This is a genomic window from Anaerobacillus sp. ABA4_114, assembly GCF_056159065.1.
Genome location: NZ_JBSWUM010000001.1, coordinates 931014 through 944084, shown reverse-complemented (window position 1 = coordinate 944084; position 13071 = coordinate 931014). Strand labels below are relative to the sequence as shown.

The window sequence follows — 13071 nt, the reverse complement described above, 5'->3', positions numbered from 1 at the left end:
ACTTGTACACTTCGTCCAATCGCATAAAATTGGAAATAATATACTATTATTAATGCACAGTTAATGGAGGGATTAGGTTGAAACGAATCATCATAGACCCTGGACATGGGGGGTCTGACTCAGGTGCAACGTATAAGGGGTTTTTTGAGAAAACGTATAACCTATCGATCGCTCTACTCGTCAAAGCTACGCTCGAATCAAGATATGAAGTAGATATCATCTTAACGAGAACAGCGGATCAAACGGTTTCGCTAAAACAGAGAACTGATTTTGCGAATGCAAGGAATGCTGATTTTTATCTTAGTATTCACAACAACGCAGCTGGAGGACGAGGTTTTGAAAGCTTCATCTACAACAGAACCGTCCCTGCGGAAACCGTTCGAATCCAGAATGTTATTCATGATACCATCGCTTCTACTATTCTCAATAAATATAAAATCCCGAACAGAGGAAAGAAACGCGCGAACTTCCATGTGTTACGCGAAACAAAAATGAATGCCCTGTTACTTGAAGTCTTGTTTGTAGACAATGACACAGACCTGAACCTATTAAACAATTCAATTTTTATAAAAGATGTGTCTACAGCGATTGCAGAAGGTACTGCTAAGGCATTGAACCTACCCAAAAAGACGCCGCCACCTTCAGGAACGCTCTACAAAGTCATTGCCGGATCATTCACAGAAAGAGAAAATGCTGAAGAAAGAGCAGCATTCTTAGCTACCAAAGGTTTCGATTCATTCATCACATCACTCGTTATCATGGGAACCACTTACTTCCGCGTTCAAGTCGGTGCCTTTTCTGAGAAATCGAATGCAGAAGATCTCGTTGCGAAATTGAAGACGATCGGGATCGAATCGTTCATCTATACAGAAGGTACAGTCGAACCACCGCCCCCGCCAGAGCCTCCCGAGCCAGAACCTGACAAAGGGTATCCGATCGCTGGTAACAGCGATCTAGCTGCAGCACATATGAACAATTATGCTAGGTCGGTAAACCCAGAAGCCCCATTACTCGCCGCATATTATCTCGTACACAGTAAACGCTATGGCATTCGAGGAGATATCGCATTCGCTCAAGCTCTACATGAAACGAACTTCTTCCGCTTCACAGGAGATGTGACGCCAGAACAAAACAACTATGCAGGGATAGGCGCTACAGGTGGAGGAGCAAAAGGAGCTTCGTTCGATACACCTTCCGACGGCGTACTCGCACACATCCAACACCTTTATGCATACAGCTCAAAAGATCCGATTCCAGCTGGCGAAAAACTAGTAGACCCTCGCTTCTCATTAGTACAACGAGGATCTGCTACAACGTGGCAAGCATTGAATGGGAAATGGGCGGTGCCAGGCACCACTTATGGTGAAATGATCCTAACGCTATACAAGAAAATGGTTCAATCGTCTATCACAGACATGGAGACGGCGATCGAGAAACTGAATAAGGTTCTCAAAGATATCATCATCTAAACGTTCGGTTTGATCCGAACGTTTTTTTAGTCCCACGCAAAACGCTGTTCTTTCCACGGATCACCATACATATGATAGCCATTCCGCTCCCAAAATCCTTGCTCATTCTCAGATTGAAATCGGATGCCTCTGATCCACTTCGCGCTTTTCCAGAAGTAGAGATGTGGAATCAATGCACGCAGAGGATACCCATGCTCAGGCGTCAGCCGCTCACCGTTATGCGAATGTGCCAGTAAACTCGTTTCATGCAAAAAGTCCTCGATCGGAAGGTTCGTCGTCCACCCTTCTTCTGCAATGAGCATGACGAACTTCGCTTCTTCTTTCAGACCCACGTGTTCTGCTAGTACACGTGTCGAAACGCCTGTCCAGCGATTATCAAACTTCGACCATCCTGTTACACAGTGGATATCATTCTGTTTTTCCACTCCCTGAAGCTTGAGCACCTCTTCGAACGATAGCACAGTCGGTCGTTCGACTAACCCTTTGATTTCTAAACTCCAGTTCGATAAGTCATCGTTGTAGTAAGGAACATTTCCAACGTGAAGAACGGGCCACCCTGACGTTACCTTCTGATTCGGCGGTACTCGACCTTCGTTCTGCTCTTTTTCCTTCCCAAAGTACATTTTTCACCCTCCCTATCCTCAGCATTTTCAACTATTTCTATCATAACAAAAACACAGGGAATTCCTCCCCTGTGTTTGCACGTTAAAAGATCATGACCGCAATCCATCCGAATAGGATAAGCGGAATATTGTAGTGTAGAAACGTTGGAACGACCGTGTCCCAGATGTGATTGTGCTGACCATCCGCATTTAGTCCGGATGTTGGTCCGAGCGTACTATCTGATGCTGGCGATCCAGCGTCTCCTAGCGCTGCTGCTGTTCCTACGAGTGCGATGGTTGCCATCGCACTGAATCCTAATTCCATGGCGAGCGGCACATAGATCGCAGCGATGATTGGAATCGTAGAGAATGATGAGCCGATTCCCATCGTGATGAACAATCCGACGATCAGCATCAATAGTGCAGCAAGAGCTTTGTTATCACCGATAACGCCAGACACCTGCGTGACGAGCTGGTCCACTTCGCCTGTTTGTCTTAGTACTTCAGCAAATCCATTCGCAGCTAGCATCACGAATCCGATGAATGCCATCATCTTCATTCCGTCTGTTAACACTTCTTCTGATTCGTTCAAACGGATGCTTCCTGTCACATATAAGACGATGATACCAGCAAGCGCACCGAGGATCATCGACTCAGTCGGAAGTTGAACTGCTAGTGTGACAACAACCGAGAGTAGAGCGAACGTAATGGAGCGTTTTGAATACGTACGTTCCTTTTGTGGTTCTTGCGAGATCGATAGCTGCTTATACGTTCTAGACTTGCGATACGTAATAAACACAGCGATGAATAGTCCCACTACAAGCCCAGCAGTCGGTAGCAGCATAGCGGTTGGAATAGAAGAGAGTTCGATGTCCATGCCACTATCAGCCATATTAGACTGAAGGATTCCTTGGAAGATCTTCCCGAATCCAGCTGGTAGTAAAATATAAGGCGCAGTCAATCCGAACGTAAGAACAGAGGCTACAGCTCTTCGGTCAACGCCTAGTTCATTCAGCACCTGTAAAATCGGTGGAATTAAAATTGGAATAAATGCGATATGCACGGGTACAAGGTTTTGAGAGAAACAAGAAATCAATAAGATAATGAACAAGATAAGTACTTTTGCAAGTCCCTTCCTTCGATCTCCACCTTGTCGGTTGACGACTTTCAAAGCCTTCTCAACCATGAGTTCCGGTAATCCCGTTCTCGATAATCCTACTGCAAAGCTCCCTAGTAATGCATAGCTCAAGGCAACTGTTGCTCCTCCCCCGAGCCCAGAGGTGAATGCAGCAACCGTGTCATCGAGTGACATACCGCCTAACAGGCCACCTACGATTGCACCGATAACGAGAGCGACAACAACATGTATACGAAAAAGGCTAAGCCCTAGCATGATGAGTACGGCTATAATAACAGCGTTCATTGATGTAACAACCTTTCATAACTTTTACTTTAGTTTGGTAAATCACTAATAAGTTAACACGAAAGAGGATGTGTGTCAAACTCAATTTACTTGCTCGATAAGTAAGTAGGGCAACAAGGATTGTTGATCAACTTTTTCAACTGAGCGTGCCTCGGAATGTGGTATAATAGACTGACAATTTTCAATGTGAGCGATGATGTTAGAAACATCGATGTCCCAGTGGAAAGGCTTATAGGGAGTAAGGTAATCCTTAGCAGATTGCATCATCAACCTTGTTCCTTTACTATTTCCATAGCTATCGTGGTAATGAGCTACTGATAGGTGCAATAAGCCTTTCACAAATGTGTTCGATCGATCTGTTAACCAGATTTCTTCTAAGAGATCGTGACATACATAAAACTCTTGTTCATTGAACGCCACAAGAAAATCATAAAACTCTTGTGGATACGGGTACTTCACCTTGAGGTCACCCCCTTACATGTGATTGAGTTGAAATGACTTCGGGTAAATCATACGTAAGATGAGAAAGGAAGATGTTTCACCAATGGAGATCCTATTTAATTTCCCACTTTGGGCTGCACTATTCGGTGTTTTTTTCGCTCAGTTCTTAAAAGTACCGATCTATTTTATTGCAACAAAACAAATCGATTGGTCGTTGATGAATTCAACGGGAGGTATGCCAAGCTCTCACTCGGCGGCAACAACAGCTCTCGCTACAGGTGTAGCATTTGAAACCGGACTTGATTCTCCAGTGTTTGCCGTCGCTGCGATGTTTAGTATCATCGTAATGTTCGACTCGACTGGTGTTAGAAGACAAACCGGAGAGCAAGCGATCGTGCTCAATCAGCTCGTAATCGACTTCAACAAATTCATTGAAGAAGCCAAAAGCTGGCCTCAGAAACAAGAGGGCGAGAAAGTAGAAGAACTGAAAGAACTTCTTGGTCATAAACCGATCGAAGTATTGGTCGGCGGACTTCTAGGTATCGTGGCAACAATCATTCTTTATTACTTATTCAAAATCGGCTCATAAGGAGGACCTATGCGAATCGTTTCAATATGCCCAAGCAATACAGAACTCTGTGCGTACCTTGACTTAACTTCTCAACTTGTTGGTGTTGATGATTTCTCCGATTGGCCAGAATCGATTCAAGAACTTCCTAGGCTTGGTCCTGACCTTTCGATCGATATGGAAAAAGTTCAAGCGTTAGAGCCAGATCTCATTCTCGCTTCCTTAAGCGTACCGGGAATGGAGAAAAATATTGAAGCGCTCGAAGCGTTAAACTTGAATTACACTGTCCTGAACCCCAACTCGTTAGACGATATTTGCAACGATCTCGTAACGCTCGGAGAATTAACGAATAAACGAGAAGAAGCTGTTGCACTTACAGAACGGATAGAGCACATGATCGAAGAATATAAAGAAATCAGTGCCTCGATCGAACATAAGCCAGAAATCTACTGGGAATGGTGGCCAAAACCGATCTTCACGCCTGGGAAAACAAATTGGCTGACTGAAATCAGCGAACTAGCTGGTGCAAGAAACAGTTTCAGAGACGTAGAGCTCGCATCCGTACAAACGGATTGGGAAGATGTACTTCGTCGGAAGCCAGACCACATCTGTCTCGCCTGGGTAGGCGTACACCAGAAGAAGGTCAACCCAGTCGTAGTCAAAAAGCGGGAAGGTTGGGATGAGCTCGGTGAAACGCCGATCCACATCCTTGAAGAGTGGCTTTATTGTCGGCCATCACCACGGTTACTTACAGGGTTAGTAAAACTTGCCTCCATTCTACATCCTGATCACTATCCTGCTTACGACGGAAAAGACCCATTCCTTTCATAGATAGCACAAACGACGGAGATCATGATCTCCGTCGTTTTTAATCACTTGTTTTATTCAATAACTGTTGTCTGAATACCTGCATCGATTCATCTTCATTCAAAGACTGCAGCACTTCTTCCGTAAGTGAACCGTCCCCTTTTTTGATAACATACACTTCGATCGTCTTCTTCCCCCACTCATCGTATACATCCTGAACGGTATCGTAATAAAGGTCGATTCGGTTTCCAGTTATCGCACTTCCCGTATCTGCCACAACACCATATCCATAGCCTGGTATGAACAAGATCGTTCCGATTGGAAATGTATCTGGGTCTGCTGCGATCGTGGAGTAGAGATCTCTCGTCACTTTAACACCAGAATACGTAATCCCGTATGCAGGATGATCTGGTTTCTTTCCAGTAGATTCTACACCTGCTGTATATCCAGTTGCTGTTACGGTATGAACAGGAAACTGTGACCAATCCTGTGAATTATCAAGCGTTTGCGGCTTTTCTTCTGTTGTAAGTACTTTTTGATCCGGAAAGAACCAGTTGGTCAAATCGTTCAACGGTACCCCGGAAAGTAGTAAATATGTTGAGATAAGGGCTGCTAAAACTAGACTTGTGAAAAACAAGCCCTTTGTCATCACGATCAAAACTCGCACTTGCTTCACTCCTCTCATGGTCTATTCATGTCCAGAGAAAAGCAAAGCTATTCAGAAACCCATACGAAAAAAAGCTTCTGCCAGTGGCTGGCGAAGCTTTTCTAGAACATTTGATATCCTCTGACACGGAGCATACGAATTGCGACACCCGCAAAGATTGCTCCTACTAAGCCAGAAAGTAATATAACTGTATCTGCACTCCCTAAAGATATCAAGTCAGATCCAAGCGCTCGCAATGACATGCCTGGTTGAGAAAAATAATTAAAAAACGGAACATTATCAACGATCATGATTACGATAATCGGATATGCGACTGCCATGATCCACGTTGAACGCAACAGCATATTGAGCAAGAATCCGATTCCAAAAAACAATACGATAAAGAGCAGCATCGAGATGATTAGCTGTGGAATTGCCATCCTTTCACCTCCATTTAATCAATGTTAGTTTACTGGATTGCGCCCTTTTAGTCAATGAACACAGCGTGAACAAAAAAACTAAGCGCGATTGGCGCTTAGTTTGTTGGATTTTGCTTTGCTCCACTACCTCCACAGTTATCGCATGTTTCCGATCCTCCAAGAAGTAGTTGAAAATACCCCTTCCCCTGGCAGTAAGGACAATCTGTTGCCTTTACTTTTCTTTGCTGTCTTCTCAAATCAACCACTCCTTTTCTTAATTTTCTGATAATATAACAAGAATGATTGAAAAAGAAAAACCTCAAATATGACCAAATACGTCCATGTAAGCGAATACAACCTTTATTATCAGAATATTCCGTCTGTAATCTAACAGTTTTTACGGATTATGAAATAACTTATAAGTGGTGTAGCCAAACTGATTCCCTGGGTTCGATTCCGTCTTAAACCCTTCTTTTCTGTTTAAGAAATAAGGAATCATGGAAGACGTTCTCGGATCATGTAAAAGTTCTTCTTTAGACAAGAAACAAGCTTCTTCAATTTCCCCTTCTTCCGCTTTTACTTCACCGCCAGACTTCTTCATATTAAAGACAACTAGATTATCGCTAATTTCGTTTTTGATCACACCTGATCGGATTCCGGCGATACTAATCGGTTCAGCGATGACCCCTGTTTCTTCGAAAACCTCACGAACAGCCGCTTCATCGACCGTTTCACCTGCATCAACAAATCCAGCTGGAAACGACCATTTTCCTTTTAAGCCACCATACATCTTTTTTACGACCAGATACTTTCCGTTCTCTTCAACAATGCCAGCTGCGCCTAACCATACGTTTCCTCTCTTACTCAAGTGACCATTCCCCCCGGTATAATCTGTATGAATCGCTCATAAGCTTTACCATAGCCCCTATCCTTATTATAGAAAAGCAAAGCTTCCAAAGCCTTTGCTTTTCCTTATGTCTTGTTAAAAAAGAAGGCAAAGACTTCGCGTCTTTGCCCTCTTAGCCGATTCGTTTTTAGAATAACTTAAGCTTACCTTTTTTCCATACAAGCCCTGGTCCGCCAAGCATGAATAGATAACGGTTATCGATTACCTTTTTCATAGCTGAAGCCGTTGAACCGTATAGCTTCTTGTTACCGACTTTACCGATCGCTTCGCCTTTACCAAGAGAAGCAACTGTACCTTTGATATCAGGTACAAATCCTTCTGTTTCTTTCCCTCTTACAAGGTTAAGGATGTTCTTGGATACTGCACCAGCAGCTTGAATCGCAATCTGAGCAGTTGGTGGGAATGGGCGGTCGATTTCTTCGTTGATAATAAGTGCACAGTCACCAACAACAAATACGTTATCGTAGTCTGGCGTACGCTGATCTTTACGAACAGGTACACGGCCACGGTTTGTTTCGAAACCAGAGTCCGCTACGATGGAGTTACCTTGAACACCACCTGTCCATACGACAGTTGCTGCTTTCACTTCTTCATCTTCACCAAGAATAACGCCGTCTTCCATCACTTCTTTAATCATTGTGTTCGTACGGAACTCAACGCCTTTACGCTCAAGAAGGTTCATGGCGTATTCTACTAGTTCTTCATCGAAGCCAGGAAGTACTGTTGGAGAAGCTTCAACGTTAATGATTCTTACACGATCGCGGTCGATATCGAACTCTTTACAAAGTTCAGGAACGCGCTCTGCTAGTTCACCAACGAATTCGATTCCTGTAAATCCAGCTCCGCCGACGATGATTGTTAGAAGGTCGTCACGACGTTCAGGTTCATTGTTGTAGCTAGCGAACTGATATTCGATGTGCTCACGAATCTTACGAACGGAGTTAACGCTACGGATGCTAAACGCATTTTCTTTCAAGCCTTTGATACCGAATGTTGCTGGTTCAAATCCAAGAGAAAGGACGAGATAGTCGTATTCAAGCTCGCCGTTTTCGAGAATAACGCGCTTCTCATCTGGCTTAACTTCTACAACAGTGTCTTGTACAAATTTGATTTTGTTCGTATCGATCACATCTTCGATCATGATACGTGTTTTGTCATGATGCATTGTTCCCGCTGCTGGTTCATGAAGCCATGTTGTTTGGTAGTGATAGTCATGCTTGTTTACAAGCGTAACTTCCACTTCATTGGTTCCCATTTCCTTTTGAAGGCGAACCGCTGTCATCATTCCACCGTAACCTGCACCTAGGATTGCGATTTTTGGCCTACTCACTTGTATCACATCCACCTTTTTACCGAAATTTTTTGGACATTACAGGTTGGATTCCTGTTCTGACCATTCGTGAAACGTCAATAAACGTTATGATTATGGATATTATCCCTCAATGTTCAAATTTTAATAGAAAAGAATCAGAGAGATTGTTAAAGATTTCACGTTCTAGATCGAAAAAAATGCTGTTCTAGCACGCATATTGTCATAAATACTTCAATTCTGACGCTCAATTTTAATCATATTCTTTTTTATTTTGTTTTTCAACCCTTATAATAAAACTTCTAGGGGTGTTTTCATGATTGGGGTTTAGTTCCGTTTTTATTACGATTATAATAATGAAAGGTTCATTAATTTATGAGGGGGACTGACAATGACTGACCAACAAAAGGTTTATGATATTACAATAATTGGTGGCGGTCCAGTTGGACTATTCACTGCCTTTTACGGTGGAATGCGTCAGCTAGACGTTAAGATAATAGAAAGTATGCCTCAGCTTGGAGGGCAGCTATCGGCTCTCTATCCTGAAAAATATATATACGATGTCGCTGGCTTTCCGAAAGTGTTGGCTCAAGATCTCGTTGATAACTTGATCGAACAAGCTGACCAATTCAATCCAGATGTTGTGCTTGAGGAATCTGTTGAAGAAGTGAAGCAGATGGAAGATGGCACACTCTACCTTCGCTCGAATACTGGAGCAGAGCACTACACGCGTGCCGCTATCATTACAGCAGGCGTTGGTGCGTTCCAGCCTCGCCGCCTGAAGGTTGAAGGCGCAGATCAATATGAAGGAAAAAACCTTCACTACTTCGTGAACGACTTAACGAAATTTGCTGGACAAAAAGTGCTAGTGGCAGGCGGCGGAGATTCAGCAGTCGACTGGGCGAACATGCTCGAGCCGATTGCAGAAGAAGTGACGCTCATTCACCGTCGAGACAAGTTTAGAGCACATGAGCATAGTGTTGAACAGTTGATGAACTCTTCTGTTAACATTCAAACGCCATACAACATCAGCGAATTTATCGGCGATGGCGAGCGTATCAATCAAGTTGTTCTGAAACATGCTAAAGAAGACGAAGCGATCACAAAAGACGTTGATGCTGTCATCGTGAACTATGGCTTCATTTCTTCACTTGGCCCTATTAAGGAATGGGGACTCGATATCGAGAAGAACTCCATCGTTGTAAACTCTAAGATGGAAACGAACATCCCAGGAATTTACGCCGCTGGTGACGTCGCTACATACGAAGGTAAGGTAAAACTTATCGCTTCTGGATTTGGCGAAGCACCTACAGCTGTAAATAACGCAAAATCGTATATGGATCCGGATGCCAAAGTACAGCCGATGCACAGTACGAGCTTGTTCGATAAGAAAAAATAAAGGAGGCATTTTGATGGTCAAACTACTCTTTATCATCGTAATGGCCGCAGGTCTCGGCTACTCCTTGTTCCAAAGCTTGAAACATACACCTAAACCAGACTGGAAATCTGTTCGAAACCACCTTTTCCACTCTTCTCATTAAACATACGAAAACCCCGTGCGATGGCACGGGGTTTCAATATGTATAATGTTTTACCAGCCAAGCCCTACTTTTGTAGAAAAGATCGATTCACCTGACTCATGATGTAACGATATTTCATAACGACCAGGTCGGTTTGAATAATCTAACGTGCGTCTCTTAAACTCCACATTTGCACGATAGCGAATATCGATACTTTGTGTTTCTAAATGACCTGAATTCTCCTCACGTATCTTTAACAAGAACAACATGATCCCCCCAAATTCATTACATAATACATTAAGTTTATCATCCTGAGAGATAGGGAGATATGCGTAAAAGTTTACATAGTGCCCAGGATTTACCTTATATTGTGGCTGTTTGTTCGCTGGACGTGGTTGGAGGAGTCTTGTAGGGATTTCACTTGGAATTGAAAGCGCAGCGAGTGGGTTTTGCGTGATTTTAGGTTGGATTGAAGCCAAAATGAGGGTGATATCCGCGATTTCTAATGGGATATCCGCGAAATTTAGATTTTATCCGCGAAACTGAATTTTCTGCTGTGACTGCTGGGGTGCGGTTCACTGTTTATTGTCCACTTTTCCTTTTTATTAGCTAAAATAGAGATTTATTAGCCAAAATCATGATTTATTGTCCAAAAATCAATTTTTTTAGCTAAACCAGCTCGGCCTAGTACACCTCCCGCCCCATATATCAGCGAAATTTGAATAATATCAGCGGTAACCCCTCTTTTATCAGCGCAAATCCAACTATATCAGCCAAACCCCAACTTTTATCAGCGATTCTTCAGTTATATCAGCGAACGAACCTCCTCCTTCCCACCCTGTACCATCAAACCAGCACAATCCTCCCCCACCAACAAGTAAACCCCCGATTCCATCGCCAATGGAATCGGGGGCATTATACTGTAACTTAAGCCCACCACATCTCAGTAGGCTGTTCTTCGATCAAAACAGATTGCAAGTTTCTCACAGCTCGTTGGAAACCTTCTTCGATCGACATGAGCGGGTCTTCATGTTCGATACTAACGACATGATCATACCCATAGGTGCGAAGTGCACTCATCATGTTCGACCACTCGCGGTTGCTGTGGCCACAGCCTACCGAGCGGAACGTCCATGCCCGGGTCTTCACTTCACCATAAGGCTGCATGTCCGTTAAGCCATGCATGTTTACATTATCTTGGTCGATGTAAGTATCTTTTGCATGGAAATGGTGAATGGCATTTTCTTTACCAAGGATTTTAATCGCTGCAACAGGATCGATGCCCTGCCACCACATATGACTTGGGTCGAGGTTTGCTCCGACTGCGTCACACGTAAGCTCACGAAGCTTCAGCATCGTGTAAGGCGTGTGGACGAGAAAGCCACCGTGTAGCTCTAATCCGATTTTAACGTTATGATCCTTCGCAAATTGACCCCACTCTTTCCAATATGGAACGAGCTTCTCTTCCCACTGCCATGTCAATACATCTGAATATTCCGCTGGCCAAGGTGTAACTGGCCAATTGGGGAACTTCGCGTCTTCATGATCACCCGGTGTACCGGAGAATGTGTTAACGACTGGGACATTCATCAATGAAGCGAGCTTCACTGTTTTGACGAATGTTTCATGACACTCCTCAGCGAACGCCTTATCAGGAGAGATCGGGTTTCCATGGCAGCTGAACGCACTGATTTCAAGCCCTCTCTCTTCTACCTTCTCTAAGTATTCAGCACGTTTTTCTTCGCTCTCTAGCAGTTCATCAAGGTTACAATGGGCATTGCCTGGATAACCACCCGTGCCGATTTCAACCGCTTTTAGTCCAGAGGCTTTGGCGTGGTCAAGCATCTCTTCAAATGATTTATCAGAAAAAAGAACAGTAAATACGCCGAGTTTCATCGTCTCACTCCTATTTTTAAAATAATTTATAGACGAACGCTTCTCCCTGTTTCACAGCTTTCATAAATGGCTTCGATCACTTGTGAAACGGCTCTTGCTTCTTCCGCTTTCACGATCGGCTCTTCTAATCCAAGACAGCTATTCACAAAGTTTGCCGCTTGAGGTAAGCCTGGATCGTCCTCACCTGGCACCCACTGGCTGCTACTGTTCAGAAGCATGCCGTACTTCGCTTTGTTCAGTTCGAAAGGAAAAACATCGAGTCCTCCCTCACTTCCTGAAATGCTGACGGTCTCTTTATCCTCCGCAATGTTCGCGGACCAGGACGTTTCGAACAAGAGAGAAATGTTGTTATCGAATTTGATATAAGCCGTGACGTGATCATCAACATTGAACGTTTCATGGTCGAATAAGCCCCACAGGTTCACTTGCTCAGGAGTTTTACTTAATCGGTTGTACGTAGTGCCTGTCACCTCGACAGGCTTCGGGTTGCCCATTAGCCACATGCTGAGATCAAGGAAGTGACAGCCGTAGTCGATCAAGCTTCCTCCACCTTGAAGCTGCTTGTTTGTGAACACTCCCCAGCCAGGTACTTTTCGGCGGCGAAGGGCTTGTACTCTCGCTACCATCGGATCACCGATTTCTCTTTCGACGATCACTTGACGAGCGGCGCGCGGCTCTTTCATAAAGCGATAGTGATAACCGATCGAAAGCACTTTTCCTGACGCTTTTTCTGCTTCGATCATTCGATCACATTCTTCGACGGTCATCGCCATCGGCTTTTCACATAATACGTGTACGCCTGCCTGCAGCGCTTGTATCGCAAGGTCCGCATGAAATTTATTCGGTGTACAAATCGTTACCGCATCCACTTCTTTCAGCATTTCAGCAACTTCTTCATAGACATTCGGTATGTTGAATAAAAGTGAAACTTCTTTTGCTCTTTCAGTGTTAACATCATACACACCAAACAACTCTACTTGTTCAGAGAGTTGTTGGTATGCTGGAATATGGCGACCTTGAGCAATTCCGCCAGATCCTATGATCCCCATTCGTAATTTACTCAC

General features: G+C 43.9%; 16 protein-coding genes. 5 read left to right on the top strand and 11 right to left on the bottom strand.

The window, feature by feature from the left end; translation table 11 throughout:
* Window positions 1-77 precede the first annotated feature (77 nt).
* The gene (locus tag ACXAEY_RS04635; RefSeq protein WP_474810691.1) at window positions 78-1469 is read left to right on the top strand and encodes an N-acetylmuramoyl-L-alanine amidase; all 1392 of its coding nucleotides are present in this window, start codon (window positions 78-80) and stop codon (window positions 1467-1469) included.
* Window positions 1470-1495: 26 nt separating this feature from the next.
* Here the strand turns inward: ACXAEY_RS04635 and ACXAEY_RS04630 are convergent, their stop codons facing one another.
* From ACXAEY_RS04630 to ACXAEY_RS04620, 3 genes are all read right to left on the bottom strand, one after another.
* Window positions 1496-2092 (bottom strand): sulfite oxidase-like oxidoreductase, encoded by a 597-nt coding sequence (locus tag ACXAEY_RS04630; RefSeq protein ID WP_474810690.1) that lies wholly within the window; start codon window positions 2090-2092, stop codon window positions 1496-1498.
* An 82-nt stretch (window positions 2093-2174) separates the two neighbouring features.
* The gene (locus ACXAEY_RS04625) at window positions 2175-3494 is read right to left on the bottom strand and encodes a Na+/H+ antiporter family protein (RefSeq protein WP_474810689.1); all 1320 of its coding nucleotides are present in this window, start codon (window positions 3492-3494) and stop codon (window positions 2175-2177) included.
* Window positions 3495-3575: 81 nt separating this feature from the next.
* Window positions 3576-3953: a DUF309 domain-containing protein gene (locus ACXAEY_RS04620; protein WP_474810688.1), complete on the bottom strand. Its 378-nt coding sequence runs from the start codon at window positions 3951-3953 to the stop codon at window positions 3576-3578.
* An 85-nt stretch (window positions 3954-4038) separates the two neighbouring features.
* On the opposite strand from ACXAEY_RS04620, the gene ACXAEY_RS04615 reads away from it, so the two are divergent.
* Window positions 4039-4524, top strand: coding sequence for a divergent PAP2 family protein (locus ACXAEY_RS04615; RefSeq protein WP_474810687.1), 486 nt, complete (start codon window positions 4039-4041; stop codon window positions 4522-4524).
* A 9-nt stretch (window positions 4525-4533) separates the two neighbouring features.
* Entirely contained in the window at window positions 4534-5334 is an 801-nt protein-coding gene (locus tag ACXAEY_RS04610; protein WP_474810686.1) for a cobalamin-binding protein, read from the top strand.
* 37 nt (window positions 5335-5371) lie between these two features.
* Here ACXAEY_RS04610 and ACXAEY_RS04605 read toward each other — a convergent pair whose 3' ends face one another.
* From ACXAEY_RS04605 to ACXAEY_RS04585, 5 genes are all read right to left on the bottom strand, one after another.
* Complete coding sequence (locus ACXAEY_RS04605; protein ID WP_442865094.1) at window positions 5372-5977, bottom strand: 3D domain-containing protein; 606 nt, start codon at window positions 5975-5977, stop codon at window positions 5372-5374.
* A gap of 101 nt (window positions 5978-6078) precedes the next feature.
* Window positions 6079-6396 (bottom strand): YuiB family protein, encoded by a 318-nt coding sequence (locus tag ACXAEY_RS04600; protein WP_474810685.1) that lies wholly within the window; start codon window positions 6394-6396, stop codon window positions 6079-6081.
* Window positions 6397-6491: 95 nt separating this feature from the next.
* Complete coding sequence (locus ACXAEY_RS04595) at window positions 6492-6632, bottom strand: YuiA family protein (protein WP_270179856.1); 141 nt, start codon at window positions 6630-6632, stop codon at window positions 6492-6494.
* Between the two features lie 140 nt (window positions 6633-6772).
* Window positions 6773-7243: an NUDIX hydrolase gene (locus ACXAEY_RS04590; protein ID WP_474810684.1), complete on the bottom strand. Its 471-nt coding sequence runs from the start codon at window positions 7241-7243 to the stop codon at window positions 6773-6775.
* A 166-nt stretch (window positions 7244-7409) separates the two neighbouring features.
* On the bottom strand, window positions 7410-8612 hold the full coding sequence (locus ACXAEY_RS04585) for an NAD(P)/FAD-dependent oxidoreductase (RefSeq protein WP_270179858.1): 1203 nt from the start codon (window positions 8610-8612) through the stop codon (window positions 7410-7412).
* A gap of 370 nt (window positions 8613-8982) precedes the next feature.
* On the opposite strand from ACXAEY_RS04585, the gene ACXAEY_RS04580 reads away from it, so the two are divergent.
* Window positions 8983-9990, top strand: a complete 1008-nt coding sequence (locus tag ACXAEY_RS04580) for an NAD(P)/FAD-dependent oxidoreductase (protein WP_270179859.1) — start codon at window positions 8983-8985, stop codon at window positions 9988-9990.
* A 13-nt stretch (window positions 9991-10003) separates the two neighbouring features.
* Window positions 10004-10132 (top strand): hypothetical protein, encoded by a 129-nt coding sequence (locus tag ACXAEY_RS04575; RefSeq protein WP_474810683.1) that lies wholly within the window; start codon window positions 10004-10006, stop codon window positions 10130-10132.
* Between the two features lie 50 nt (window positions 10133-10182).
* On the opposite strand, the gene ACXAEY_RS04570 is transcribed toward ACXAEY_RS04575, so the two are convergent.
* From ACXAEY_RS04570 to ACXAEY_RS04560, 3 genes are all read right to left on the bottom strand, one after another.
* Window positions 10183-10590: a hypothetical protein gene (locus ACXAEY_RS04570; protein WP_474810682.1), complete on the bottom strand. Its 408-nt coding sequence runs from the start codon at window positions 10588-10590 to the stop codon at window positions 10183-10185.
* A 448-nt stretch (window positions 10591-11038) separates the two neighbouring features.
* Complete coding sequence (locus ACXAEY_RS04565; RefSeq protein ID WP_474810681.1) at window positions 11039-12007, bottom strand: sugar phosphate isomerase/epimerase family protein; 969 nt, start codon at window positions 12005-12007, stop codon at window positions 11039-11041.
* Window positions 12008-12033: 26 nt separating this feature from the next.
* Window positions 12034-13071 (bottom strand): Gfo/Idh/MocA family protein, encoded by a 1038-nt coding sequence (locus tag ACXAEY_RS04560; protein WP_474810680.1) that lies wholly within the window; start codon window positions 13069-13071, stop codon window positions 12034-12036.